The 25437-nt window shown below is 73.1% G+C and carries 19 protein-coding genes and 1 pseudogene; 6 read left to right on the forward strand and 14 right to left on the reverse strand.

Going from position 1 to position 25437, the window contains the following annotated elements; translation table 11 throughout:
* Positions 1-39: 39 nt before the first annotated feature.
* Entirely contained in the window at positions 40-423 is a 384-nt protein-coding gene (locus tag ACZ6CL_RS15695; protein ID WP_468936262.1) for a GntR family transcriptional regulator, read from the forward strand.
* Positions 420-1196: a dimethylargininase gene (gene ddaH / locus ACZ6CL_RS15700; protein ID WP_468936264.1), complete on the forward strand. Its 777-nt coding sequence runs from the start codon at positions 420-422 to the stop codon at positions 1194-1196. Before ACZ6CL_RS15695 ends, ddaH begins: the two co-directional genes overlap by 4 nt.
* Before the next feature lie 45 nt (positions 1197-1241).
* Here ddaH and ACZ6CL_RS15705 read toward each other — a convergent pair whose 3' ends face one another.
* Positions 1242-2339 (reverse strand): DUF5925 domain-containing protein, encoded by a 1098-nt coding sequence (locus ACZ6CL_RS15705; protein ID WP_468936796.1) that lies wholly within the window; start codon positions 2337-2339, stop codon positions 1242-1244.
* A gap of 237 nt (positions 2340-2576) precedes the next feature.
* Here ACZ6CL_RS15705 and ACZ6CL_RS15710 point away from each other — a divergent pair, with 237 nt between their 5' ends.
* Positions 2577-3986 (forward strand): glycoside hydrolase family protein, encoded by a 1410-nt coding sequence (locus tag ACZ6CL_RS15710; RefSeq protein ID WP_468936267.1) that lies wholly within the window; start codon positions 2577-2579, stop codon positions 3984-3986.
* 23 nt (positions 3987-4009) lie between these two features.
* On the opposite strand, the gene ACZ6CL_RS15715 is transcribed toward ACZ6CL_RS15710, so the two are convergent.
* The 6 genes and pseudogenes from ACZ6CL_RS15715 to ACZ6CL_RS15740 all read right to left on the reverse strand — a co-directional run bounded on the left by ACZ6CL_RS15715 (position 4010) and on the right by ACZ6CL_RS15740 (position 12592).
* Positions 4010-7696, reverse strand: coding sequence for a lipopolysaccharide biosynthesis protein (locus ACZ6CL_RS15715; RefSeq protein ID WP_468936270.1), 3687 nt, complete (start codon positions 7694-7696; stop codon positions 4010-4012).
* 4 nt (positions 7697-7700) lie between these two features.
* Positions 7701-8489 (reverse strand): polysaccharide deacetylase family protein, encoded by a 789-nt coding sequence (locus tag ACZ6CL_RS15720; protein WP_468936273.1) that lies wholly within the window; start codon positions 8487-8489, stop codon positions 7701-7703.
* A 358-nt stretch (positions 8490-8847) separates the two neighbouring features.
* Positions 8848-9864, reverse strand: a pseudogene (locus tag ACZ6CL_RS15725) (glycosyltransferase family 2 protein); the annotation flags it as partial.
* A complete protein-coding gene (locus tag ACZ6CL_RS15730; RefSeq protein WP_468936275.1) occupies positions 9861-10673 on the reverse strand; it encodes a glycosyltransferase family 2 protein in 813 nt (270 codons plus the stop codon). The gene ACZ6CL_RS15730 and the pseudogene ACZ6CL_RS15725, both read right to left, overlap by 4 nt.
* Before the next feature lie 368 nt (positions 10674-11041).
* Positions 11042-12154, reverse strand: a complete 1113-nt coding sequence (locus tag ACZ6CL_RS15735) for a GNAT family N-acetyltransferase (protein WP_468936277.1) — start codon at positions 12152-12154, stop codon at positions 11042-11044.
* A gap of 3 nt (positions 12155-12157) precedes the next feature.
* Positions 12158-12592 carry a hypothetical protein gene (locus ACZ6CL_RS15740; protein ID WP_468936280.1) on the reverse strand — a complete coding sequence of 145 codons (435 nt, stop codon included), beginning with the start codon at positions 12590-12592 and terminating at the stop codon, positions 12158-12160.
* Between the two features lie 370 nt (positions 12593-12962).
* On the opposite strand from ACZ6CL_RS15740, the gene ACZ6CL_RS15745 reads away from it, so the two are divergent.
* Positions 12963-13769 (forward strand): SGNH/GDSL hydrolase family protein, encoded by an 807-nt coding sequence (locus ACZ6CL_RS15745; protein WP_468936282.1) that lies wholly within the window; start codon positions 12963-12965, stop codon positions 13767-13769.
* On the opposite strand, the gene ACZ6CL_RS15750 is transcribed toward ACZ6CL_RS15745, so the two are convergent.
* From ACZ6CL_RS15750 to ACZ6CL_RS15765, 4 genes are all read right to left on the reverse strand, one after another.
* Entirely contained in the window at positions 13739-15382 is a 1644-nt protein-coding gene (locus tag ACZ6CL_RS15750) for a serine/threonine-protein kinase (RefSeq protein ID WP_468936284.1), read from the reverse strand. The genes ACZ6CL_RS15745 and ACZ6CL_RS15750 overlap by 31 nt on opposite strands.
* A 44-nt stretch (positions 15383-15426) precedes the next feature.
* Positions 15427-16941 (reverse strand): HoxN/HupN/NixA family nickel/cobalt transporter, encoded by a 1515-nt coding sequence (locus ACZ6CL_RS15755; RefSeq protein WP_468936798.1) that lies wholly within the window; start codon positions 16939-16941, stop codon positions 15427-15429.
* Positions 16942-17462: 521 nt separating this feature from the next.
* Complete coding sequence (locus ACZ6CL_RS15760) at positions 17463-18815, reverse strand: tetratricopeptide repeat protein (RefSeq protein WP_468936287.1); 1353 nt, start codon at positions 18813-18815, stop codon at positions 17463-17465.
* Between the two features lie 134 nt (positions 18816-18949).
* Positions 18950-20464 carry a DUF4331 domain-containing protein gene (locus ACZ6CL_RS15765; protein WP_468936290.1) on the reverse strand — a complete coding sequence of 505 codons (1515 nt, stop codon included), beginning with the start codon at positions 20462-20464 and terminating at the stop codon, positions 18950-18952.
* 251 nt (positions 20465-20715) lie between these two features.
* Here ACZ6CL_RS15765 and ACZ6CL_RS15770 point away from each other — a divergent pair, with 251 nt between their 5' ends.
* On the forward strand, positions 20716-20979 hold the full coding sequence (locus tag ACZ6CL_RS15770) for a hypothetical protein (protein ID WP_468936293.1): 264 nt from the start codon (positions 20716-20718) through the stop codon (positions 20977-20979).
* Between the two features lie 236 nt (positions 20980-21215).
* Here the strand turns inward: ACZ6CL_RS15770 and ACZ6CL_RS15775 are convergent, their stop codons facing one another.
* The 3 genes from ACZ6CL_RS15775 to hmgA form a co-directional block, all read right to left on the reverse strand.
* Positions 21216-22382: a type ISP restriction/modification enzyme gene (locus ACZ6CL_RS15775; RefSeq protein WP_468936800.1), complete on the reverse strand. Its 1167-nt coding sequence runs from the start codon at positions 22380-22382 to the stop codon at positions 21216-21218.
* Between the two features lie 124 nt (positions 22383-22506).
* Positions 22507-23256: a GntR family transcriptional regulator gene (locus ACZ6CL_RS15780; RefSeq protein ID WP_468936295.1), complete on the reverse strand. Its 750-nt coding sequence runs from the start codon at positions 23254-23256 to the stop codon at positions 22507-22509.
* 71 nt (positions 23257-23327) lie between these two features.
* Positions 23328-24665, reverse strand: a complete 1338-nt coding sequence (gene hmgA, locus ACZ6CL_RS15785) for a homogentisate 1,2-dioxygenase (RefSeq protein ID WP_468936298.1) — start codon at positions 24663-24665, stop codon at positions 23328-23330.
* A gap of 65 nt (positions 24666-24730) precedes the next feature.
* Here hmgA and ACZ6CL_RS15790 point away from each other — a divergent pair, with 65 nt between their 5' ends.
* Complete coding sequence (locus ACZ6CL_RS15790; RefSeq protein WP_468936301.1) at positions 24731-25375, forward strand: TetR/AcrR family transcriptional regulator; 645 nt, start codon at positions 24731-24733, stop codon at positions 25373-25375.
* Positions 25376-25437 lie beyond the last annotated feature (62 nt).

Consider the following 25437-nt stretch of genomic DNA (forward strand, 5'->3'; position numbering starts at 1 on the left):
GGGTGCGACAAACCGTGCCCGTCCCCCCTGGAGCCCCACGTGGCCTTGCAGATCACCGTCGACCCCGACGTGGCGACCGCCCCCTTCGAGCAGATCCGCGCGCAGATCGCCGAGCAGGCGCGCTCCGGGCGGTTGCCCGTGGGGTACAAGCTGCCCACCGTGCGCGGCTTCGCCGAGGAGCTGGGGCTGGCGGCGAACACCGTCGCCAAGGCGTACCGGGCGCTGGAGTCGGACGGGGTGGTCGAGACCCGTGGCCGCCACGGCACGTTCGTCGCGGCGGCCGGGGACGCGGCCGGGCGGCAGGCCGCCGAGGCGGCGCAGACGTACGCCGGGCGGGTGCGGCGGCTCGGGCTGGACCGCGCGGCGGCGCTCGCCGCCGTCGAGGACGCGCTGCGGGCGGCCTACGACGGGGAGGCGGTGTGACCAGCCGTATCGCCCTGGTACGACGGCCGAGCCCGCGGCTGGCCGAGGGGCTCGTCACGCACATCGACCGCAAGCCGGTCGACGCCGCGCTCGCGCTGCGGCAGTGGGAGGCGTACGTCGCCGCCCTGCGGACGCACGGCTGGGAGACGGTGGAGACGGATCCGGCCGACGCGTGCCCGGACGGGGTCTTCGTCGAGGACACCATGGTCGTCTACCGGAACGTCGCGCTGATCGCGCGCCCCGGCGCCGAGTCCCGCCGCCCCGAGACCGAGGCCGCCGAGGCGACCGTGACGGCGCTCGGCTGTTCGGTCAACCGGGTGCGGGAGCCGGGGACACTGGACGGCGGCGATGTGCTGAAGATCGGCGACACGGTGTACGTGGGGCGCGGCGGCCGGACGAACGGCGAGGGCGTGCGGCAGGCGCGCGCCGCCTTCGAGCCGCTGGGGGCGCGGGTGGTGGCCGTGCCGGTGAGCACGGTGCTGCATCTGAAGTCGGCGGTCACGGCGCTGCCGGACGGGACCGTGATCGGACACCCGCCGCTGGTCGACGACCCGGCCGCCTTTCCGCGCTTCCTGCCGGTGCCCGAGGAGTCCGGGGCGCATGTGGTGCTGCTGGGCGGCGGCAGGCTGCTGATGGCGGCGAGCGCGCCGCGCAGCGCGGCGCTCTTCGCCGACCTCGGATACGAGCCGGTGCCGGTGGACATCGGCGAGTTCGAGAAGATGGAGGGTTGCGTGACCTGTCTGTCGGTGCGGCTGCGGGAGCTGTACGGCTAGCAGGGCCCCGTCACATTGAAGGGCCCGTCACAGAGAAGGGTCCGGTCACAGGTACAGGCCCGCGTCCGTCTCGCCCGGCTGGATGGGGACCGAGGCGGGGCGGGTGCCGCGGCGCAGGGCGAACAGCTCCGCGAGCGTCGCGCCGTCCCGGGCGATGCCCTCCTCCGTGCCGAGCCAGTTGACCGCTTCCGCGCGGTTCAGCTTGCCGACCTCGATACGGGCGAGACAGCGGCCGGGGCGGACCACCGCCGGGTGCAGCCGCTCCAGGTCCTCGTTGGTGGTCACCCCGACCAGGACGTTGCGCCCCTGGCCCAGCAGACCGTCCGTCAGGTTGAGCAGCCGGGACAGCGCCTGGCCCGCGGTGTGCTTGGCCTCGCCGCGGATCAGCTCGTCGCAGTCCTCCAGGAGCAGCAGCCGCCAGCGGCCCTTGGCCGAGCCGTCGTCCTCGCCGATGGCGATGTCCATCAGATAGCCGACGTCGGTGAACAGCCGCTCCGGGTCCAGCACGCAGTCCACCTGGCACCAGTCGCGCCAGGAGCGGGCGAGGGTGCGCAGCGCGGAGGTCTTGCCGGTGCCGGGCGGGCCGTGCAGCAGCAGGAGGCGGCCCGCGATGTCGTCCGGGGTGACCTTCATCAGCCCGTCCATGGCCTCGGCGACCGGCGCGGTGTAGTTGTCGCGGATCTCCTCCCAGGTCCCGGCCGCGATCTGGCGGGTGGTGCGGTGCGGGCCGCGGCGCGGTGAGACGTACCAGAAGCCCATCGACACGTTCTCCGGCTGGGGCTCGGGCTCGTCCTCCGCACCGTCGACCGCCTGCCGCAGCACCGTTTCGGCAAGGTCGTCCTCGACCGCGGTCACGGTCACGTCCGCGCCCCGGTTCCACCGGGACACCAGCAGGGTCCAGCCGTCGCCCTCGGCGAGCGTGGCGCTGCGGTCGTCGTCGCGGGCCGCGCGCAGCACGGTCGCGGCGGGCGGCAGCAGCGTGGCGCCCGACTTCACCCGGTCGACGGAGTGGCTGCGGGCATACGGCTGCTCTCCGGTCGCGAAACGGCCGAGAAAGAGTGCGTCGACGACATCCGACGGCGAATCGCTGTCATCGACGTTCAGCCGGATCGGAAGGGACTGTTCGGCGGGTGTAGCGGGCAGGGTCTGCCTCCTGAGAAAGCGGTCCGGTGCGGCGATCGGCGCACCCGGCCCCATGATCCAGCACGAGGGGCATCGGCGCACCGGGGTTTACGGCCGTTTACCGAGCTGTTCCGAAGAAGCCCACCGGAATGGGGGCGTTCAGGGATACTCTTACCCTTTGTGGGACGTCAAGGACGGGAACGGGGCGGGGCGCGGGTGGGACTGCCGACGGCTTTACGAACGGCACTACGAACGACTTTGCGGGCGGGATCCGGGGGCGCGGCAGCGGTCGGCCGGGCCCCGGCGCGGCGGTGGCGGATCCCCACGCTGCTCGCCCTCGGCATGGGCACGCTGGCCCTGCCGCTGACCACGTGCACGGTCTGGCCGGGTGACAGCGCGGGGCGGCCGGGAGCGTCGGCCTCGGCCCGGGAGCGAGCGGCGTCGGCCGGTCTCGGCTGGGGCTTCACCCACACCCAGTACAGCGCCGACCGCGGCACCGACAGTGCCAGAAGGGCCGCGGAGTCGCTGCTGTCCGACCACCCGATGCCGCAGAACCAGCACATCATGGGGTGGGGCGCGGGCAACCCCGAGCCGTCCCCGGGCCGCTACGACTTCGCGGACCTGGACCGGCGCGTCGCCCTGATGCGCAAGACCGGAACCGAGCCCGTCCTCACGCTGTGCTGTGCGCCCGACTGGATGAAGGGCGGCGACCCGGGGGACACGGACTGGTCGCAGGACGCCCTGGAGACCGCGCCGGCCCCCGACCACTACAAGGACTTCGCGAAGCTCGCCGGGAAGATCGCCGACCGCTACCCCGAGGTGCGCCACTTCATCGTCTGGAACGAGTTCAAGGGCTTCTACGACGAGTCCAGGAACCGCTGGAACTACGAGGGCTACACCAAGCTCTACAACCTCGTCTACGAAGAGCTGAAGAAGCGTAGTCCGAAGAACCTGGTCGGTGGCCCGTATGTGGTCGCCGACAGCGACCCGCCGGGCGCGGCGGGCGGCGACGACACGGTGCGCGGCCCCTGGGGCACGCTCGACCGGCGCTCCGTCGACGCCATCACGTACTGGAACGAGCACAAGGCGGGCGCCGACTTCGTCGTGGTCGACGGCTCCAGCTACACCCGCGCGGACGACCAGCTGATCCCGGACGCGTTCGGCGCCACCGAGAAGTTCGAGGACGTCACCCGCTGGCTCGACGGGCTCACCAAGCTGCCGGTGTGGTGGGCCGAGTGGTATGTGGAACCGGCCGCGGACACCAGCGGGGAAAGCACCGGCGGCCGCTGGAGTGAGGCGCACCGCGTCGCCGTCCAGGCCACCGCGCTGGCCCGGCTGGCCCGTGGCGGCGCCGCCACCGCCTTCTACTGGAACCCGGAGACGACGGCCGCCTCCTGCCCCGGCTGTCTGTGGCGGCCCACCGAACTGGACGACGGCGGCGCCGCGCTGCCCATGATGGAGCTGCTGAGCCGCTTCGGCCGCGAGTTCCCGCCGGGCACCCGCTTCCGCTCGGTGGACATCGCCGCCGATGACCGACCCAACGTCCAGGTCCTCGCCGACGACGACGCGACGCTGGTGGTCAACACCCTGGGCCGGTCGATCAAGGCGAAGGTCGACGGGCGGTCGTTCGACCTGGACCCGTACGAGGTGCGCTGGCTCATGCGGTGACGGGCACCTCATGCCGCCTCGCCTCACGCCATCGTCAGGAACCGCTGCACCAGTGACGCCAGCACCACCGCCAGCAGCGGCAGCGCGAACCAGTACGAGGCCTGCAGCAGCCGCAGCCGCCGCACGCTCGGCCGCACCGCCACCCGCACCACCTCGCGCGCCGCGAGCAGCACCATCAGCACCACCGCCGCCAGCGCGCCGGTCACCGACCACGGCGTCCAGGTGATCTGCGGCCCGGCCGGGCCCGGCGTCGGCTCCGGCACCGCCCCGCGCGGCGGCGACGTCAGCTCGTACAGCGACGCGTCGTCGTTCGACAGCACCCGGCGCAGCTCCGGGCGGTGGTCCAGGGAGCGCAGCAGCCGCTCCTGCCAGCGCGCCCCGTAACCGGAGTCCATCTGCAGCGACACGGACTGTCCGCGGCCCACCATCAGATATGAACGCGGTCCGGCGTCCCGCAGCGCCGTCACCAGCCCGCCCACCAGCACCGGGTCGCGCGGCGCGAGCGTGGGCTCGTACGCGACCCGCTCCATGTCCCGCGCGCCCCACGGCATCGCGGGGGTGACGCTGTTGACGGGGTCGTCGCTCATCCACAGCACCCGCACGGTCGGCTTGTCGTGCGCGTAGAGGTACTCCATGGCCGCGACCTCGCCGGGCCGCACCCGCTCGAAGGCCTCATTGCCCCAGCGGGCGATCAGGAAGCCGGACATCAGCGTCAGCCCCGCCACCAGGGCCGCGAGCGGTGCCAGGCCCCGGCGGTCCGGCCGCACCCGCGGGAAGATCGCCAGCGCCCCGAGCACACAGGCGCCCGGCAGCGCGAACATGAAGACGCGCAGCGCCATCTCGCCGCCGTAACTCTGCATGCCGAAGCCCAGGAACGGTACGAAGGTCAGCACCAGCAGCGCCCGCTCGGTGAAGCCCGCCGCGCGCCGCCGCAGCACCCCCCAGCAGGCGAACGCCAGCACCCCTCCGGCCAGCGCCACCCTTACGTACAGCACCAGCTTGTGCACACTGCTGCCGCCCTCGATCCGGCCGGAGACGGACGACGACACATTGGCGCCCACCCCGCCGACCCCGCCGAACAGCTCGTCCCAGTGGCCCGACCAGTACGGCTCCGCCAGGAACCCCACCCAGACGACCACCATCACCCCGCACAGCAGCGGCAGCCCGTACAGATCGGAACGCCGCACCAGGACCAGCGCGGTCACCACCCCGAGCATCACGAACGGGGTCAGCTGATGCGCCGCCACCGACGCCGCGAACAGCACGATCAGCAGCCCGAGCAGCGCCGCCCGCTGCCCGCGCGTCGCCTCCGCCACCTCCGCCTCACCGGGCCTGCGCTTGCCGCCCAGCACCCGCGGCTCGCGGAACCACACCAGCAGCACGGCGACGAACACCAGATAGAAGAGGTACGTGAACCCCTGCGGCGAGAAGTAGTCCTGGCCCACCCAGCCACTCAGCGCGAACAGCCACACCGCCGTCCACTTGGCCCGCCAGCTCGCCCGCAGCGCACGCAGCAGCACCATCAGCGGGGCGAGGTAGAGCAGCTGGATGACCGTCGGCCACCAGCGCAGCAGCGCGGAGAAGTCCCGTACGCCGCACGCCTCGGCGAGGAACGCGGCTCCGGCGAAGAAGCCCGGCCAGCTCCAGCGCGCGTCGAGGTCGGGCACGGCGTCGCCGGTCCGGCTGATGTAGTCCAGGAACCCCAGGTGCTGCCACGCGGTCGGGAACCGCGGATGGGTCTCCAGCACGCCGGGCACGGCGTGCAGCGAGACGACGGTGGCCAGCAGGGTGACGGCGAGGAGCGCACGGCGCTGTCGGCCGAGCCCGAGCGCACCGGCGAACGCGGCCACGAGCAGCGCGGCCCCCACCAGCGTCGGCACGGGCAGCACCGAGACGAGCCCGAGCCCGCCCATCCGGTCCAGGTCGGCGTCGTCCAGACCGAGCAGCGGCAGCCAGTAGAGGACGAGACCGGCGGCCAGGACCGCCCACGGGACGGCCGCCACGGTGCGCGGCCGCACCGCCTTGCCCGCGTCGCGCGGTGGTTCCGGGGAGGCGGGTGGTTCCGGCGAGGCGGGCGGCTCGGGCGAGGCGGGTGGCTCGGGCTGCGGGCCGTACCGCGCGTCGGGGCGGCGCTCCGGGTGGTCGAAGTCCATACGGACGCCCAGCACCAGCGTGTCCGCGTCCAGCGCCGCGCGCAGCGCCCAGCGGGTGCCGTAGCGCGGATCCTGGGTGCCCCGGGAACGCCTGGCGCGACGGTCGCCGTCCACCGCCAGATCCGCCAGATCGCCATCGGGCGCGGTGCCGCACTCCCACACCGGGGTCGGGCCGGGCGGCGGCGGAATCCGGGCCGGAGCGGAAACCGGGGCCGCGGGCTGGGTCTTGACCACCCCGTAGAGCTTCACCGACGCGATCGTGGCGATCACCGCCAGGCTGGAGATCTCCGCGATCCCCGCCCCCACCAGCCCCATCCGCGGCAGCAGCAGCAACGTCAGCCCCAGCACCAGCACACACAACAGCCCCTGGAGATACGCCAGCCCCGAGGTGCGGCTCTGCGCCCGCAGCACCGCGAAGTACACCTCGATGACCACCCGCAGCGCCGCGCCCACCGCGAACCAGCGCAGCAGCGGCGCCGCCGCGTCCGCGTAGCCCGCCCCGAACACGCCCAGGATCCACGGTGCGAAGACGAACAGCCCGAGGCAGACCGGCACCATGATGCGCGCCATCCGGCGCAGCGCCGCCCGGCAGTTCTCGGCGAGCCGGGCCGGATCGTGCGCGCCCTCGACGGTCAGCGACGCGCCCATGTTGATGGCGAGCAGGTTCACCGTGCCGCCGATGGTGGTGGCGATGTAGAAGTACGCGTTGTCGGCCGAGCTGACCTGCGAGGCGACGATGACCGGCACCGCGTACACCACGGCCAGCGAGAACAGCGACCCCGTGTAGTCCCCGGCCAGGAAGCGGCCCATCTCCCGGTACGACGCGGGCCGCGCCCGGTCCTCCGTCGTCTTCGCGTGCCGCGGCACCAGCCGCCGGAAGACCAGCCAGCCCAGCGGCAGCACGGACAGCGCGATGGAGATCACCCACGAGACGAACACCCCGGTGGTCGGGATCGTCGACGCGAGCGCGAAGAGCAGCAGCAGCTTCGCCGCCAGGAACACCGTGTTGCCCACCGGCACCCAGAGCGCGCTGCGCAGCCCGGTGAGCACCCCGTCCTGCAGGGTCAGCAGCGACCAGCCGACGACCGCCACGACGAAGCCGACGCCGTGCACCGGGCCGTGCAGAAAGCGGTACGAGGGGCCCCACAGGTTCAGCGTGAGCAGGAAGACCACGGCGGCGCACGCCACGACCACCGAACTGCCCGCGTAGGTGACGCCCACCAGCCGTCCCGTCGTCCGCCCGGCGACCGGGATGAACCGGGCCAGGGCGCCGGTCAGCGTCACCGCGGTGAGCCCCGCGAGGAGCTTCATCGCGGCGATGGCCGCCGAGCCCTGGCCGACCGCGTCGTCCGCGTAGTAGCGGGCGGCGGCCAGCCAGAAGCCGAGGCCGAGGACGGCGGAGATGCCCGTGTTGAGCATCAGCGCATAGGCGTTGCGGAACAGCTGGCTGCCGCCGCCGGATCCGGCCGTCGTCGGCTGCTCGGCGGCCGGGTGCTCCTCGGCCCCGGCGGCCCCGACGGTCCCTGCGGCCTCGGTCCGGGTGGTCGTGTCGGACACGGGCTCAGCGCACCTTCCCCAAAAGCTGACGTGATCTGCGGACGAGGGCATAGCCCTTGGTGAGCGCCCGGTCCCGGGCGAAGGCGCGGCCGACGGCCCGGCCGTGGACCAGCCGCTCGAACTCCTCGACGCGGGTGGTGCGGGCGACCGTCACCCGCCGCAGCGCGTACGGCCCCTGGCGGCGGTCCGCCAGCGCGTTGCCCACCGCGAGCGACACCCCGAACCCGGCCTCCCGCACCACCCGCCGGACCCGGCGGTCGGAGTAGCCGTACGGATAGGCGAACGACACCGGCGGACGGCCCAGCTCGGCGGCGATGATGTCCCGGCAGCGCACCACCTCGAAGCGGAGCCGCTCGTCCGCGAGCTGATCGAGCTGCGGATGGGTGTGGCTGTGCCCGCCGATCTCCATCCCGGCCGCGGCGAGTTCGCGCACCTGCCCCCAGTCGAGCATCAGGTCGAGCGCGCCGTCGGTCTCGTACCGGCCGCGCAGCCACCCCGTCGAGGCGAACAGGGTGGCCGCGAAGCCGTGCCGGTCGAGGACGGGGAGGGCGTGCCGGTGCACGCCCTCGTAACCGTCGTCGAAGGTGATCAGCACCGGGTCGGGCGGCAGCTCCGGGCCCCCGCGCCAGGCGTGGGCCAGCCGCTCGCAGGTCACCGGGGTGAAGCCGGACACGCCGAGCAGCTCCATCTGCTCGGCGAACGCCCCCGGCGAGACGGACAGCGCGTGCGTCGCCCGCGCCGGTGAGTGGGCCACGGCGTGGTACATCAGTATCGGCACCGCCCGCGTGGTCATGGGGAGCCTCCCCGCTCGGTCCAGCCCCGCCCCCCGGCCGTGACCGTGCGGCGCGCCGGGCCCCCGCCGGGCCCGCGTCTTCCGCTCATGCCGCCCCCTCCCGCGTCGTCCGGGCGGGCCCGTCGGCCGGTACCCCCTCCGCCCCCACGGCCGGGCGGCCCGGCGCCGCGGCCGAAGGGCCCGCCGTGGTGGTGGGAGAGCCGCGCCCGGCTGCCGGAGGTTCCGCCGGCGCCGCGGCCGAAGGTCCTGCCTCGGTGGTGGGAGAGCCGCGCCCGGCTGCCGGAGGGCCCGCCGCCGTGGCGTGAGCCGCCTCCGGAGGTCCCGGCGCCGCCGCCGGGCCAGCCTCCGCCGCCGATGGGCCCGACTCCGCCGCGATCGTGAAGCGGGCACCGCCCGCTCGGCGGGCCCGGGCGGTGCCGATCAGATAGCCGCCCGCCGCGGCCGCCACACCAGCCACGATCGCGCCCGCGCGACCGGCCCCGCCCGGCCGGGCGAGCAGGGCGTCCCGTAGCCCCCGGGCGACGCCCACGGGCAGCACCCGGGTGGTGTAGCGGCGCTCGGTCGCCAGCCCGGCCTGCGCCCCCACGCTGCGGGCGACCAGGGCCTTCGACAGCCCCTCGGCATACGCCCGGCTGCGGAAGTAGCCGAACCGCTCCCGCGCGGCGGGCACCTTGTGGTGGATCACCGCGCGGTCGTCGATCAGCAGCACCGCGTCCGGCCGGGCGCGGGTCAGCCGGATGCACAGCTCGGTCTCCTCGCAGCCCAGCGGCCGCTTGTCGCCATCCCGCCCGATGCCGCTCGCGAAGCCGCCGACCGCGTCGAACGCCTCCCTGCGGAACGAGGCGTTCCCGCCGAGCACGTTGCGCACCCGGACCCGGCCGGGCGGCAGCCCCCGGTACGTACACCCCACGACCCAGTCGAACTCCTCCGGGAACCAGGCCGGGCGGCGACGGGACGCCCACACCGGTTCGGTGCGCCCGCCGACCGCCAGCACCCGCGGATCGGCGTACCCGGCGGCGAAGTGCCGCAGCCAGTCCCGCTCCGCGACCGCGTCGTCGTCGAGGAACGCGATCACCTCGCCGGTGGACGCGGCGATGCCGGTGTTACGGCCCGCGGACAGGCCGCGGGGGCCCGCGTTGGCGAGCACCCGCACCTCCTCCTGACCGGCACCGACGGCACCTGCACCGGCGCCCTCGTAGTGGTCCCGGAGCCGCCGCAGCAGCGCCGGGTTGTGGTCCACCACGAGCAGCGTCTCCTCGGCGGGCCACGACTGGTCGCGCACCGAGGCCACTGCGGCGAGGATGTCGTCCCAGCGGTCCTCGGTGTAGACGCAGATCACCACCGAGATCCGCGGTTGCGGACGGGCGAGCGTCAAGACACCTCCCCTCGGACCGCCGCGGGTGCCACGGCCGGGCGGCCGGGCCGCCGGACTCCGCGCTCGCGCAGGATCACCCTGAGCACCCGCAGCCCGTCGCGGACGGCCCGCAGGTTGCTGGCGCCGTGGATGCGCTCGTACTCATGGCTGGGGATCTCCTGGACCCGCAGCCCGGCCTTGACCACCCGGATGTTCATCAGCGTCTCCACCTCGAACCCGGCGCAGTCCAGCGCGATCTCGTCCAGGCAGCGGCGCCAGAAGGCGTTGTAGCCGTAGCACAGGTCGGTGTAGCGGGCGCCGAACTTGCGGTTGACGATCGCGGTGAGCGCGCGGTTGCCGAGCTTGCGGATCGGCGTCATGTCGTCCGTGCCGCCGCCGTTGGCGAAGCGCGACCCCTTGGCGAAGTCGGCGCCCGACACCAGCGCGGACACATAGCTGACGATCTCGCACCCGTCGGCGGAGCCGTCCGCGTCCACCATGACCACGATTTCCCCGGTGCAGGCGGCGAATCCGGTGATCAGCGCGTTCCCCTTGCCCTTGCCGCGCTGCGGGACCACCTTCACGTCCGGCCACAGTTCACGGGCCACCCGGACCGTGTCATCCGTGGAATTTCCGTCCACCAGGACGACTTCATGAATCCAGTCCGGAAGGGTCTTGAAAACGTACGGAAGATTCTCGGCCTCGTTCATCGCCGGAATCACGACGCTCACCGGCGGCGCGATCGCGAGATGCGAGGAGATGGGCCGGTATCGAGATGATCCGGCGGCCGGTGCGATATCGGTCGTGGCCGGTCGCACAAAAGAACTCATGACGATGGTTCCCTCTCGTCCGGTGGACCACCGCCCCCGCGGCGGTCCGTTGGTGTATCCGGTTCGAAAGGGGGGTTCTCATCCGCCCATGACGACATGGACTCTCGTGCACACCATGCACCTCGTGCAGGACGGACAAGCTGGCTGTTACTGGCCTCGCGGCCCGCGACCCGGCACGCTCCTCACACCAGGCAGGAAATAAACCGGTCGCGGCACCCCCCTACCGCGCCCCGCACGGAATCCATCGCGGCCTTCGAGCCCTCCCCTGGAGCCGCGTTGAATGATGGTCCGATGCGGGTTGAGTAACGACGGTTGTGAACTCTATGGCAAGACGGTGATGCCGACACCTCTTTCAGGAACGTAGCCCGTCATTTCCCTTCCCCTTTCTTCCCGGCCGCCCGCACACTCCCCATGCGTTTCAGCAGCCGGTCGGCCGGACCGAAAAGCTCCGGCCGGGAAAGCACCGTGTTCCGCAGCGCCCGCACCGGCGCACGCCGTGCCCGATGCCCCAGCGCCACCGGGTGGCGGCGCATTACCCACCCCTCCGACACGCTGAGATCGCGTGTCTTCAGGGAGTCCTTGTACGGCTTCTCACCGCGCCCGAGATCCAGATAGTCCACACCCTGGGCGGCGGCTCCCTCCGCCATCCGCAGGTGCAGCACCAGACCGGGCGAGTATTTGGCGAAGTCCGGGTCGTACGCGGGAAACCAGCACGCCATGACGCGCTCCGAGCGCAGCCCGAAATGCGCGGCGATCGGCCGCCCGCCCGCGTACAGCACGGACAGCACTCCCGCGAAGGAATCACCCCGGGTGTGGAACAGCTGCCGCAGCAGCCGGATGATCCACGGATGGGCGAAGCGGTCGCTCCGCCCGGTCCTGCGGTACTGCGCGGACTTCCACCCCATCAGGGTGCGCAGCACGGCCGGATCGCGCTCGTCATGGACGTACGACACCTCGCCGACATCCCGGCCGAGCTTGCGCTCCTTGGCCAGGGTCGAGCGCGTGAACTTAGGCGAGCGGGCGCGCAGTTGGGTGAGGTACGCCTCGTACCCCCGGTCGACGTCGATCACGGGGGAGCCGTACGCGCCCCGCGCCGCCACCTCGAACGGCTTCTGGCCCTCCACCAGGTGGTCGAACTCCCACACCGCCAGCCCGCAGGCCCGCAGCAGCTCCCGCGCGTCCCACTGGAACCCCGGGCGGTGCACCAGCCCCTGCGCGTCCGACAGGCCGAGGCCGATCGCCCGGCCCACCCCGAGCCGGGTCCGCTGGAACGGGAAGAAGCCCACCGGCTCGCCGTCCTCACGCACCACCGCGATCCGCACCCCGCGTCGGCAGTGGCCGAGCGCGAGCGCGAACTCGGGGGACAGGAAGGGGTTCGCCAGCTGCGGCGCGCCCAGCAGACGCGCCTGGGTCTGCATGGCCGTCCAGACCGCCCGGTCCGCGGAGGTCAGCTCGCCCGGCCGGTACACACGGATGTCCACCGGTCAGCAGCCCCCGCCGTCTTCAGGCGTTTCCCGCCCTACGGTGTGGGGTTCGGTTCGCCCTTGGCCGGAGCGCCGGGTGCGTGCGAGGAGCGCCGGGGTCAGTATCAGCAGGCTCAGCAGCCCCACCGCGGCCACTCCGCCGCGCACCGACCACATGTGCAGCGCGAGCATCGACTGCGCCACCAGCAGATCGAGGGCGAGCGCGCCCGCCACCCCCAGCACCGCGCGGGCCGCCGCGTCGAGCCCGCGCAGGGCGCTGCCGAGCGCAGCGGCGGGCGCCATCAGAAGGAAGAACAGGGCGAACGGCGCGCGCAGCGGCGAGTCGAAGTCCGCCAGCGTGAGCGCGGCGCCGATGGCCGCGACGCCGACGGCCGCCCCCGCGGCCACCGGCAGGAGATCGGCGCGTGCCGATCTGTTGTCAGTGTTGGTCTGCATTGGCGACTTTGCCCCCCGAAGCGCCGGATGCCGGGCTTCAATGTCGCGCAGCGCGCCAAGGCCCGTCAAGACGGGAAAAGTGTGCGAACAGGGCAGGCGAGAGCGCGTGGTTGAGCGCCCACCAAGGGTTCTGCGCGCTCCGCGCGCTAGGCGCGCGCCGGAGGTTGCGTGCAGGATTCACCCTTTTGAGTGATCGAAAGATTTTGGACAGTTCCGCGCATAGATCATGATTTTCGGCGGCATGACATAGCCATGTCACGCCACCGATATATGCGCGGTGGCGTGATTGACGGTTTCGAACGTGATTGCCCCGCTTCGGGGTGATTACGCCTCACATCGGCACAGGAGTGATCCTGCTAGGGAGATTCGAATGAAACTGTCCAGATTCACGGCGACCTTAGGCGCGTTCGTCGTCGGCGCCGTCCTCACCCTCACCGGGGCCGGCGCCGCCCACGCCAGCGGGCAGAGCGCCGGGCCCGCCTATGTGGCGCTCGGTGACTCCTACTCATCCGGGGTCGGCGCGGGCAGCTACGACAGTGCCAGCGGCGCCTGCAAACGCAGCACCAAGGCGTACCCCGCGCTCTGGGCCGCCGCCCACTCCCCCTCCAGCTTCGCCTTCACCGCCTGCTCGGGCGCCAAGACCGGTGATGTGCTCAGCGGCCAGCTCGGACCCCTCAACTCCGGCACCGGACTCGTCAGCATCAGCATCGGCGGCAACGACGCCGGTTTCGCCAGCGTGATGACCACCTGTGCGCTGTCGGGCGAGAGCGGCTGTCTCTCCGCCGTCGCCAACGCCCGTACGTACGCCGAGAACACCTTGCCCGGCAAGCTCGACCAGGTGTACGACGCCATCAGCGCCAAGGCCCCGTCCGCCCATGTCGTCGTCCTCGGCTACCCGCGCTTCTACAAGCTGAAGGGCTCCTGTCTGCTGGGCCTCAGCGAGGCCTCGCGCACCGCCATCAACAACGCGGCCGACCTCCTCAACTCCGTCACCGCCAAGCGCGCCGCTGACCACGGCTTCGCCTTCGGTGACGTCACCCCGCCCTTCACCGGCCATGAGATCTGCTCCGGCAGCGCCTGGCTGAACAGCGTCACCCTCCCCATCGAGGAGTCCTACCACCCGACCGCCGCCGGTCAGTCCGGTGGCTACCTCCCGGTGTTCACCTCAGCTGCCTGACCGGCTCCGTTCCCCCGAGGCGTCCACGCAGAGGAGGAGGCCCCGTCCGTCGGGGCCTCCTCGCACGTCGTGGTGAAGTCGACGCGCGAGGACGTGGCGCCCTTCGGACCCCTGGTCTCCACGGCGATCCAGTCCTTGTGCGCGCCGCCCGGCTGGTAGGACAGCTCGGTGTGGCCCACCGTCTTGGACGTGGTGCCGTCGCCGAAGTCCACCCACTTCCAGCCCCCGTCCACCACCCGGCCGCTGCCGGTGATCCAGCGGTACTCGACCCTCGCGGGGGCGCGGTTCACGGAGAGCGTCGCGGAGAAGGACGGTGCCTCGCCGGTCGGGGGCGGACACGCGCCCCGGTAGTCGGCACGCTCGGCCTTGATGACGACGGTGACGGTGAGGCCGGGCGCGGCGGTGGTCGCGGCCGTACTGGCGGCGGTGCTCGCGGCGGTGCTCGCGGGGTGGGAGGCCTCGCTGCCCCCGCTGCCCTTGGTGGTGTCCGTACGGTGCGTGCCGGTGGCGGTCGTACCGCCTCCGCTGCCGCCGCTCTTGTCGTCCTGGCCGTCGTCGTTCAGCAGCGCCCAGGTCAGCCCGCTCAGCGCCAGAACGCCCAGCAGTGCCCCGGCCGCGATGGCCGCCACCGCGCGACGGGGGTGCGGCGGCGGTGGCTGGTCGTCGGCGTGGCCGGGCCCGGGCTGGGGGAAGGGGGCGGCCGACGGTGCCGCCGCCACCGGGGGAGGAGGCGTGGCGGTCGTGCCGGATCCCGGCCGTACGTCGCCGGGCGCGCCACCCGCGGCCACCAGCCGCAGCAGCCGTTCCGCCTCCGCCGCCGTCGTCCGCTGGTGCGGATCCTTGTGCAGCAGCCCCTCCAGTACGGGCCTCAGCGGCCCGGCCCAGCGGGGCGGCGGTAACGGCGCGTCCACCACGGCCCGCAGCGTCGACAGCGGCGTGTCCTGCCGGAACGGCGAGAAGCCCTCCACCGCCGCGTACAGCATCACGCCCAGCGACCACAGGTCCGCCTCCGGGCCAGGAGGCGCGCCGAGCGCCCGTTCCGGGGCGAGGAATTCCGGCGAGCCGACCAGTTCCCCGGTCAGCGTCAGCGCCGTCGCGTCACCCTCCACCAGGGCGATCCCGAAGTCGGAGAGCACCACCCGGCCGTCGTTCGCGATCAGTACGTTGCCGGGCTTGACGTCCCGGTGCAGGACGCCCACCGCGCGCGCGGCCCGCAGCGCCGCCAGCACCTCGGCGCCGACGAACGCGGCGCGCGCGGGCGGCACCGAACCCTCCGCTTCCAGCACGTCCGCGAAGGACAGCCCGCGCACCAGCTCCATGACGATCCACGGGCGGCCGCCCTCCATCGCCACGTCGTACACCGTGACCACGTTGCGGTGCGAGACCCGCGCCGCCGCCCGGCCCTCCCGTTCCAGCCGGGCGAAGAGCCGGTCGACCTCGCGGGCGGCGAGCCCGGCCGGAGCCAGCACCTCCTTGATGGCGACCTCGCGGCCCAGCGCCTCGTCGTACGCCCGCCACACCACGCCCATGCCGCCGCGACCCAGCTCACCGAGGAGGCGGTAACGCCCCCCGGCCAGCCGCTCACCCCGTGGGCCGAAACCCTCTTCGCTCATGGCCGAGCCCTCCCCCCAACCGAGCAATTCGGGCTGAATGTACCTCAACCGAGCGTTGTTGCCGCCCCCCTGAGTACCAATCCGCAGCCGAGGACGAGGACGACGGCGGCCGTACCGAACGGCGACGCGCGGTGCAGCACTCCCAGGACCTTGTGGCCCCGGCCCGCCCGCTCCCGGCGGGCCATCAGCCGCTCGGCGGCCTCCTGGCCCACGCGTACCGCCGTGAACCCGGCCGCCGTGAGGGTCAGCGCCAGCCCGAGCCCGTACGCGATCACCAGCACGACCCCGAACCAGGCCTGGCCGAGCGCGGCGGCGCCGACGAGCACGACGACGGCGGAGGGGCTGGGGACCATGCCGCCCGCGAAGCCCATCAGGAGGGTGCCGCGCAGGGTGGGGCGCAGCTCGTGGGTGTGGGTGTGGCCGTCTCCGTGGTCGTGGGTGTGCGTATGCGCGTGCCCGTGGCTGTGCCCATGCCCATGGTCGTGCCCATGGTCGTGACCGTCACCGTCACCGTGATCGTGGTGATGATGCTGATGGTGATGGGCCTTCACAAGACGATGCCTGCGCACGGCCTTGCGCAGCAGCCCCGCGCCCGTCAGCGCGACCAGTAGCCCGCTCGCGATGCCCAGCCAGGAGATCACCGAGGGCGCGGCCGCCGAACCCGCCGTGACCAGCAGCCCCAGGGCGAACACCCCCATCGTGTGGGTGACCGTCACCGACGCGCCCAGCGCCAGCACATCGCGCATCGCGCTGCGCCCGCCCGCCGCGGCGGCCGCCGCCATCATCGTCTTCCCGTGGCCCGGGGCGAGCGCGTGCATCGCTCCCAGCAGGACCGCGATGCCGAAGGCGGTCATAGCGAAGCCGAAGGTGATGTCGTGCCGCGCCACCATCGAGGTGAGCGCCTGCGTCCATCGGTCCGCGCCGCGCGGCAGCACCGACGAACCCACCGCGTCCTCCCGGTCGGACGCCGCGGCGGCGGCGAGCGCGGGCCCGCCCGGCTCGACCCGGAGGGTGGCCGCGCGCTGGTCGAGCGGCGAGGACAACTGGCCCTTGGGGTAGCTGACCAGCCGGTGGGAGACCGAGCGGGCGGGGACGGTCGAGTCGGCGAGCGTCATCCGGTCGCCCTGGGCCGTCAGCTCGCGCCAGCCGGGGCCGGCGCCGACGTCGTGGGGGCGGTAGACGATGGCCGCCTTGCGCGCGTGCGCCAGGTCGGCCGTCAGACGGCAGTCCACGCGCAGGGTCGGCAGCCCGGCCTGCCCGGGCCGGTTGCGCGCCTCGCTGCGCTGGACGCCGACAGCGGTCTTACGGCCGTCCACGGTCAGCCGCGCCTTGTCCGCGGCGGTCGCGCAACGGGTCTTCGCCCAGGTGCTCAGCTCGCCCCGGGAGAGGGTGTCGTCGCCGTTCCGGTCGATCTGCGCCTTCGCCTGCGCGGCCGGGATCTCGGCCAGGTCCTCGACGTGGTCGACGCGGACGGCGTCCTGCGCGATGACGATGCCGTCGTAGCGGTTCACGGTGAAGTTGCCGAGGGGGTGGGCCTCAGCGGTCCCGGCGGGCAGCATCACCGCCGCGACGGCCCCCAGCAGCACCCCGGCAGCCACCACGCGCCGGCGCAGCCGCCGCCGCGCGGCCACGTCCCGAGGATGCCCGGAGGCTTTCCCCCACCCCGCCCCTACCCGAACCCGGAGCTGCGCCCCGGCCCCCGCCGTGCGCTGCGCGGGGCGCTTTGCTTCGACCCCTGAGGGGCGGCTCGCCTCGGGCTGCGCGGAGCGTGCCCCGGGCCTTGCCGGGTGGTTCACCTCGAGTCCTGCGGTGCTCTGCGCCTTGGCCCCTGCCGTGGCCTGCGCCCCGGGCTCCATCGCGTGGTTCGGCCCGGGCTTCGTGAGGCGCTTTGCCCCGGGCTCTGCGGGGTGCTTCGCCGCGGGCACTGGCGTGTGCCCCGGTTCGTGGGTGGGTTCCGCCGCTGGAGCGTCATGCGCTGTCTCGGGCGTCGTCCGGTCACGGACCAGGAGTGCGGGGGCCGAGCCCTCGTGGGGGGCCGGGGGCTTGTCCCCGGTTCGGGAAGGGGCGGGGTGGGGGATGGTCATCGGGCACCGCCCAGCTGCTTCAGGGTCTCCTTGGCGTCACGCGCGCCCGTGGGGGAGAAGCCCGGATTGAGGTCGAGGGCGGCCGAGAGGTGGTCGCGGGCGGACTTCTCGTCGCCCAGGGACTTCTCGATCATGCCGCGGTGGTACAGGAACGCCGCGTTGCGGTAGCCCGGTTCGGCGGCGCGCTTGGCGGCGGTGAGGGCCTCGCGGTCCTTGCCGTTGCGGTGCAGGGCCCAGGCCAGGGCGTCGGCGGTGTGGACGGTCTGGCGTCGGTCCCATTCGGCGCGGGCCGCCTTCAGGGCCTCCTTGACGTCGCCGTGGTCGGCCGCGACGAGGGCGCTGTCGAGGTCGGTGGCCACGCCGTTCGCGCGGGCCAGGGTGATCCAGGTGTCGACGACCGCGTACTGCTGCTCGGCCTTCTCGGCGTCGCCGCGCGCCTCGTACGCCTCACCCAGCGCCGCCAGCTGCGCGGGCAGCGGGGAGCGCCGTACGACCTCTTCCAGGTCGTGTACACCGGCCCCCGTGCGCCCCTGCGCGACCGCCGTGCGGCCGCGGTACTCCAGGGCCGGGAGATAGCCGGGTACGGCGCGCAGGGCGGTGCCGAAGGCCTGCCGCGCGGTGTCGTACCGGCCCTGGCCGAAGGCGAGTTGGCCGAGCGAGGTGGAGACGTAGGCGATGTCGCTGGGCGAGGTCGCGGACTCCCGCGCGCTGTCCAGGACCCGGCGCGCCCCCTTCGCATCGCCGCGCAGCTCCATGACGTAGGCGAGCCGGGTGAAGACGGGGATGCCCGGCCGCACCGTGTCGGCGTGGTCGGCGGCGGCGAGCGCGTCCTTGTAGCGACCCAGCTCCACCAGGGCGTCGATGCGGACGGCCATGGCCGCCTGGCTGTAGGAGTTCACCTTGAGCGCCTTGTCGGCGTCCCGCAGCGCACGCGTGAAGTCGTGCCGCGCGGCGGCGAGGGAGGCGCGCCCGGCGAGCGCCTCGTCGTTGTCGCGCGGCTGGACGGCGAGCGAGCGGGCGAAGGTCTTCTCCGCCTGCGGATAGCGGGTGGGGTCGCCGGTGCTGCGGGCCTGTTCGATGTAGGCGGCCCCCAGCCCGGACCAGCCCGAGGCGTCCTTCGGCTGGGCGCGCAGATGCTTCTGCAGGGCGCTGATCCGCCCGGCGAGGCCGTCGGCCGAGACCTGCTGGAGCGAGGCCGGTGCCCCGGCGGCACGCAGCGACACCGGTTCGGCGGGCCGCTCGGCGGGCGTCCCGCTGAGTACGGACGAGGCGGCGGTCAGACCCACCGCGAGGGTGCAGACGACGGCCGCCGTGCGGACCGTGCGGGGGAGGGGTGGCCGGAGAGCCATGGGTGACAGCTGCCTTTCGCCATAACGGCCGTAACGGTGAAAAGGGGGGGCGCGGGCCCGCACGGCTCGGAGCGTGGGGCGTACGAGGAGCGGGACCGCGCCCGCTGGGTGGTGCGAGAGGAGACGGGCGCGGGTCAGTGCCTGCGCGCGCGGGCGGGACGGCGCGACTTGCGCCACCAGAGGAGCCCGAGGCCCGCCAGCAGGACGGCGCCGCCGCCACCCGCCGCGGACCCGGCGAGCATCATGGTGTCCTGCGAGGAGCCGCCGATGCCGGAGCCACCCTCCAGCAGGGACGAACCGGCGCTCTTGGAGACGGCCTTGGCGTCCGAACCGGAGCTGGGCAGCGCGAGGAACGGGAAGGCGCCGTAGAACTCCTGGTCGTTCTTGTCGACCGCGTCACCCAGGTCGTTCTTCTTGCCGAGGAGTTCGCCCTCGACGGCCTGCAGCGAGATGTCCAGGACGTCGTCGAGCGGACGCCGCCCGTTCGGGAACCCGGCGTTGTCACCGTCGAGCACACCGAGCCGCTTGGGGTTCTTGGCGGGCTCGATGGAGGTGTTGAGGCGCAGCATCTCGGAGGGGCGGACGTGCGGCGGCTGGTTGAGCTTCGGCACACCGGTCAGGAAGACCTGCACGAGGTCGTCACGCGGGGTGTCGGGGGCCTCGATCTTGTAGATCTGCTCGATCAGCTTGGGCAGCTCCGGCTCCGTGACGGACTTCAGGAACTGGCCGTCGTCCCACGGGGCCGAGGCGTTGAACCTGTCCTTGTCCTTGCGCGGCAGGACCACCTCGTTGACCAGCGGGTTGCCGAGCCGGGAGACCTGGGCCCAGTCGCCGCGAGCGGTCTTGCGGTGGACGGTGGACCACACGCCGATCACCGGCTGGTCCTTGGACTCGACCAGTGCGCTGGTCGGCACCTGGAGGGCCAGGGACTGGACGTTGTACCCCTTGAGGGTGTCGTTGCCGATCTCGGACATGTCGCCGCCGTAGAGCAGGTCGAAGACCCGCAGATCGGCGAAGAAGGGGTCGTCGGCCTGACCGGCGAAGCTGGTCGAGCCGCCGCTGTAGCCGATCTCCTGCACCGCCTGGTCGCGGAGCTTCTTGTAGTCGGGCATGGACGCCTTGCCGACGTTCGACGGGGCGACCGGGAGGTCGTTGGCGAGCTTGGCCCGGTCGACGGCCCGCTGGTTCTTGAGCTTGAAGACCTCGAGGTCGTAGCTCTGGGTGAAGTTGAGGTCCGGGTCGTCGAGCGATTCGACCGGGCCGGTGTTGTAGAGGAACGTGTCCCCGTTCTTCACATGGTCCTCGAACGTCCACCGGAAGAGCAGATCGCCCTGGCCGTCGCCGTCGTTGTCGACGTGCAGGTCGTACCGGGCGTCCGTGCCGAACTTGTAGAAGTTCGGGCCGCCGGCCGGGTCCTGGAACGGCAGGAAGTTCGTGACCAGGGTGGTCGTGTCCGACTTGTCGGGGCTCTGGAACGCGTACACGTCCGTCGCGTCGTACTGCGGTTGCCCCGAGATCAGCGGCGCCTCGCGGTGGCTGGAAGCCTCGGCCGTCTGCGGCTGCAGCGCCGCGACGCCGGCGGCCGTGAGCGCGCCCGCCGCCAGCGAGCAGCAGACGAGCCCGGCCAAGCTCCTGGTGATTGCGGTCATCGTGTCGGTCCTTCGCACCTTGCCGGATGTTCCTTCATGCGGCTATTCGGGGCGGAGGGCCGAATGGCTTGGCGCGTTCTGTAATTTGTCACGAATCGCAAAGGGGCTCTCACCGGGGCCGATCTTCACTGTATGGGCGTCAACGCCCTTGACGTGGTGGTGAATCAGCGACCTGGGATACGCGGGTGACGGCTCGGGGAGGTAGGGTTACTCTGCCCGGGGCGGGTGCCCTCGTACGGGTGGGGAGTGACATGGAGCAGATAACAGTACGCAGCAGGCCTCGAGTGCCTGCCATTCATTGCGGGAACGGTGCGTCCAGCGCGCGCCTCGACCGCCATCTCGCGGTGCTGGGCGGCCCGGCCGTCCCCGAGCGGGAGGCCGAGAGCGCGACGGTGCTGATGCAGGAGCTGATCGCACGCGACCACGCGCGCGCGAAGAACAGCCGGGGCGCCCGGGTGTCGCTGTTCGCGCCGCTGCGCCGACTGCGGCGCTCGCTGTTCGGCAACCACGCCTGACCGACCGCGCCCGACCGCCCCGCCAGGCGCGTCACCCCCGCGCGCGACCGCATTCGCGTCCGCATCCCGGGAAGGCACCGGACGAACCGGCCCGCTCCAGCCGGTAAGTCCGTGCTGCGAAGACATCCGCGGCCGCCGTGTGCGACACGCACGCCGCCGTCCTCCCGGGATGCGCCGCGCCACAGCGCCGCGCGGCCCCCTGGGCCACCTCCGCGCGCAGATCACAGCAGCGCGCATCACAGCAGGGCGAACTGGCCCTCCGGCCCCTCCTCCTGGTGATCCAGCACCGACGCCGGGCGCCGTGCCGCTGCGGGCACCGGCAGCACCCCGGCGGCGCGCAGCTCCTCCGGGCCGACCACCGGCCCTCCGGCCACCCGGTCGGCCAGCGCCTGCCGCGCCGGGCGCAGCTCGGCCAGCAGCGCCAGCACGGTGATCAGCTCCAGCAGCTCCGACGTCCAGGCCCGCGGCCACCCGGCCGGTGCGCCGACCGCCTCCAGCGTGCCGGGCTCGGCGCGCGCCGTACGCCGCTCGAACCACGCCTCCAGCACCCGCACCCCGCCCGCGTGGGCCTCCCACGCCGCCCGCGGTACGGGGGAGACGCGCCCCGCGCCCAGCAGCAGGGCCGCCTCGTCCGGGTCGTAATCGATCGTCTCCGGCAGCCCGCGCTCGGGCAGCGGGGCGCGTACGTACGGGCGCTGGCCACCCGGCATGCGCGGGCGCTCACCACTGTGCGCCCCGCGCGTATGCAGCCACAGCGCACGGCGGCCCAGCTCCACGCCCGTCTCCCAGATCTCGGGATCGGCGGTCAGCGGTACGGCGCACGGCGCGCCCCGGTGCGCGGCGGCGGCCCAGGCGAGGAAGTCCTTGGCGGCGACCGGCCGGCCCAGCCGTTCGCCGAGGTGATCGAGGAGCCCCGGCGCGAGATTGGGCTCGCGCCCGCCGGGGCGGCGGTAGAACGGGCGGATCAGCCCGGGGCGCCCGGCGGGGGAGTGGCCGTCCGGCAGCAGCGCGGAGAAGGTGAGCACCGGGTCGGGGCCGGGCCCGCCCGCCTCCACCACATGGACCTGCCGGTCGTCCGCGACCCGCCACAGCTCCGGGCGGGCGGCGTCGATCACCCGGTGATCCGGTATCAGCCACTGCTGGTCGAACGGCCCGTGCGCGATCCTCACCGGCTCCGGGCACGGCCCGTCCTCGCGGGCCAGCCGGGCGGTCGAGGTGGCCTGGCCGGGCAGCTGGCTTACGGAGGTGTGCAGCGTACGGGCCCGGCTCGGGCGGAACAGCGCCGCCCGCTCGGCCTCGTCCCCCGCGCCCACCAGCCGCGCCCAGCGCGCCCGCAGCGCCCCGGCGTCCGGTCCCGCGACCCAGCCCCGCCCGAACCGTGGCGGCCGCACGGACCAGGGCATGAGATCCGCCAGCAACGCTGCGTCGCGGGGGGCCGTCACGTCTCGGGTAGCCGTCACCCTGCCGCCTTTCACCCGGCACGTACGTCGGTCAGCCCACGCATCGTAGCCGTGCCGGATGCCACGGTCAGTCGGCGTCCACCGTCACCGAGAACGAGAAGCGGTCGCCCCGGTAATGGATGCGGGCCACGTCGACCACCCGGCCCGTGTCGTCGTACGTCACCCCGGTGTAGTGGAGGATCGGGCTCAGCAGCGGGATCTGGAGCAGGCGGGCGGTCTCCGGGTCGGCCAGGCGCGCTTCCACGGTGTCGGTGATGCGGCTGATCCGTACCCCCACCGCGTCCCGCAGCACCTTCGTCATCGGCCAGCGCGCCAGGTCGGCGAGGTCGATACGGGCGGCCAGTTCGGGGCGGACCAGGTTCTCGGCCCAGTTGGTGGGCTCGTCGCCGCGCTCGTCGCGGCGCAGCCGACGGTACGAGACGGCCTCCTCCACGCCGGGGAAGTACCCGGTCAGCTCCGCCGGGACCGGTGCCGGGCCGTGCTCCAGCACCGTGGTCCGCTCGCCGGACTGCTGGGCCACGATCGCGTCCACCGACCCCAGCAGCCGCACCGGAGTGCCGCGCCGCGCGCTCGGTTCGATGAAGGTACCGCGCCGCCGGTGGCGGCTGATCAGCCCTTCCGACTCCAGCTCCTTCAGCGCCTGCCGCATGGTGAGGACGCTGACGCCGTAGTGCTCGGCGAGCCGGTCCTCGGTCGGCAGCCGCAGCGGCTCATCGGGCCCGCGGCCGAGTATCGAGGCGCGCAGCGACTGCGAGACCTGGTACCAGAGCGGCAGCTTGCGGTTGAGGGCGAGGGAGTCGGGGGCGAAGGTGGTCACAACGCGGTTCTCCGGTCACGGACGGGCCCGGCGGCATCAGGCATCAGGCGTCAGGTAGCAGGCAGCAGGCCTCAGGCGCGGAAGTGGCGCTCCAGACCCTGCCACACCGTGTCATAGCCGCTCTGGCGCCGGTCGGACTCCATCGCCTGCCGGGTGGCCGTCACCGGCCAGCGCGTCTCGAACATGAACGCCAGCCCGTCGTCCAGCTTCCGGGGCGTCAGCTCGGCGGCGCTCGCCGCCTCGAAGGTGTCGTGGTCGGGGCCGTGCGCCGACATCATGTTGTGCAGCGAGCCGCCGCCGGGGACGAAGCCGCCCGGACCGGCCGTCTTGGCGTCGTACGCGCCCTCGATCAGGCCCATGTACTCGCTCATCACATTGCGGTGGAAGTACGGCGGCCGGAAGGTGTCCTCGCCGACCAGCCAGCGCGGCGCGAACACCACGAAGTCGACGCCCGCGAGCCCCGGGGTGTCGGACGGCGAGGTGAGCACCGTGAAGATGGACGGGTCGGGGTGGTCGTAGCTGATGGTGCCCATGACGTTGAAACGCCGCAGATCGTATACGTACGGCACATGGTTGCCGTGCCAGGCGACGACGTCGAGCGGGGAGTGGTCGTACGTCGCGGACCAGAGGTTGCCGCAGAACTTGTTGACCACCTCCACCGGGCGCTCCACGTCCTCGTACGCCGCGACGGGGGCCAGGAAGTCGCGGGCGTTGGCCAGCCCGTTGGCGCCGATCGGGCCGAGGTCGGGGAGGACGAAGGGGCGGCCGTAGTTCTCGCAGACGTAGCCGCGCACGCAGGCGTCCAGCGGCTCGACCCAAAACCGCACCCCGCGCGGGATGAGCGCGATGTGGCCCGGCTCGGCGCGCAGCATCCCCAGCTCGGTGTGGAGCAGCAGCCCGCCGCGCTCGGGGACGATCAGCAGCTCGCCGTCCGCGTCGCTGAAGACCCGGTCGGTCATGGGCGCGTTGGCCACGTACAGGTGAATGGCCATGCCGGTGCGCTGGGTCGCGTCTCCGTTGCCGCCCAGCGTCCACAGGCCGGACAGCCAGTCGGTGGGCCCGGCGGGCTCCGGCAGCGGGTCCCAGCGCAGCCGGTTGGGGTCCGGGACGGAGCCGGTGAAGGGGGCGCCGCTCAGGGCGCCGTTGTCGACCCGGACGAACGGCGGGTGCGCGGCCGAGGGGCGGATGCGGTACAGCCAGGAACGGCGGTTGTGGGCGCGCGGCTCGGTGAAGGCGGTGCCGCTCAGCTGCTCCGCATACAGCCCGAGCGGGGCGCGCTGGGGTGAATTGCGTCCGACGGGCAGTGCGCCGGGGACCGCCTCGCTGCTGTGTTCATTGCCGAAGCCGGAAGAGTGAACCAGCCCCTCGGCGGCCTTGCGCGCTCGCTCGATCCCCGTGCCCTCGCCCATGGCGTGCTCCCGACGCTCCGACGAATCCTCTGTCCGACGATAGGAATCGAAGACGGGTCACGTCAATGATCGGGCAGGATGGTGGCGTGCCCATACCGCCTCTCCGCCGTCCCCCGGTCCAGCGCCGCAGCGCCGAACGCCTCGGCCGGATCCTCGACGCCTGCGCCGAGCTGCTCGACGAGATGAGCTATGAGCAGCTGAGCACCCGCGCGGTGGCCGAGCGCGCCCAGGTGCCCATCGGCTCCGTCTACCGCTTCTTCTCCAACAAACGGGCGATGGCCGAGGCCCTGGCCCACCGCAACCTCGACGAGTACGCCACGCGCGTCACCCGGCGGCTGGCCCTGGCCGGGGCGGACGGGAGCGACTGGCGCGCGGCGATGGACGTCGTCGTGGACGAGTACCTGGAGATGAAGCGCGGAGCGCCGGGCTTCGCGCTCATCGAGTTCGGCATGCCCGTCCCCGCGACCGGGCTGCCCGACCAGCCCAACCACCTGGTGGCCGACCGCCTCCGCGCCATCCTCGCCGAACCGCTGGGCATCGACGGCACCGCCGAGGCCGACGAGCGCCTGCGGGTCGCCTTCCTGCTCGCGGTCGAGACGGCGGACGCGCTGCTGCGGCTCGCCTTCCGGGTGCACCCGGAGGGGGATCCGGCGGTCGTGGCCGAGACGAAGGAGCTGCTGCGGGCGTATCTGGCGCGCGTGCTGGATTAGCGCGCGCTCCGGGCGTCATCGGCGCGCGCTCCGGGCGTCCTGCGAAGGGACCTGCGAAGCGG

This window comes from Streptomyces sp. NPDC041200 (genome assembly GCF_055591805.1).

Coding starts and splice junctions, on each gene's coding strand:
- ACZ6CL_RS15720 (WP_468936273.1), bottom strand. CDS start 8,489: ATGACCACGCGGGCGGTGCCGATACTGATGTACCACGCCGTGGCCCAC.
- ACZ6CL_RS15730 (WP_468936275.1), bottom strand. CDS start 10,673: ATGAGTTCTTTTGTGCGACCGGCCACGACCGATATCGCACCGGCCGCC.
- ACZ6CL_RS15740 (WP_468936280.1), bottom strand. CDS start 12,592: ATGCAGACCAACACTGACAACAGATCGGCACGCGCCGATCTCCTGCCG.
- ACZ6CL_RS15745 (WP_468936282.1), top strand. CDS start 12,963: ATGAAACTGTCCAGATTCACGGCGACCTTAGGCGCGTTCGTCGTCGGC.
- ACZ6CL_RS15750 (WP_468936284.1), bottom strand. CDS start 15,382: ATGAGCGAAGAGGGTTTCGGCCCACGGGGTGAGCGGCTGGCCGGGGGG.
- ACZ6CL_RS15755 (WP_468936798.1), bottom strand. CDS start 16,941: ATGCTGCCCGCCGGGACCGCTGAGGCCCACCCCCTCGGCAACTTCACC.
- ACZ6CL_RS15760 (WP_468936287.1), bottom strand. CDS start 18,815: ATGGCTCTCCGGCCACCCCTCCCCCGCACGGTCCGCACGGCGGCCGTC.
- ACZ6CL_RS15765 (WP_468936290.1), bottom strand. CDS start 20,464: ATGACCGCAATCACCAGGAGCTTGGCCGGGCTCGTCTGCTGCTCGCTG.
- ACZ6CL_RS15770 (WP_468936293.1), top strand. CDS start 20,716: ATGGAGCAGATAACAGTACGCAGCAGGCCTCGAGTGCCTGCCATTCAT.
- ACZ6CL_RS15775 (WP_468936800.1), bottom strand. CDS start 22,382: ATGCCCTGGTCCGTGCGGCCGCCACGGTTCGGGCGGGGCTGGGTCGCG.
- hmgA (WP_468936298.1), bottom strand. CDS start 24,665: ATGGGCGAGGGCACGGGGATCGAGCGAGCGCGCAAGGCCGCCGAGGGG.
- ACZ6CL_RS15790 (WP_468936301.1), top strand. CDS start 24,731: ATGATCGGGCAGGATGGTGGCGTGCCCATACCGCCTCTCCGCCGTCCC.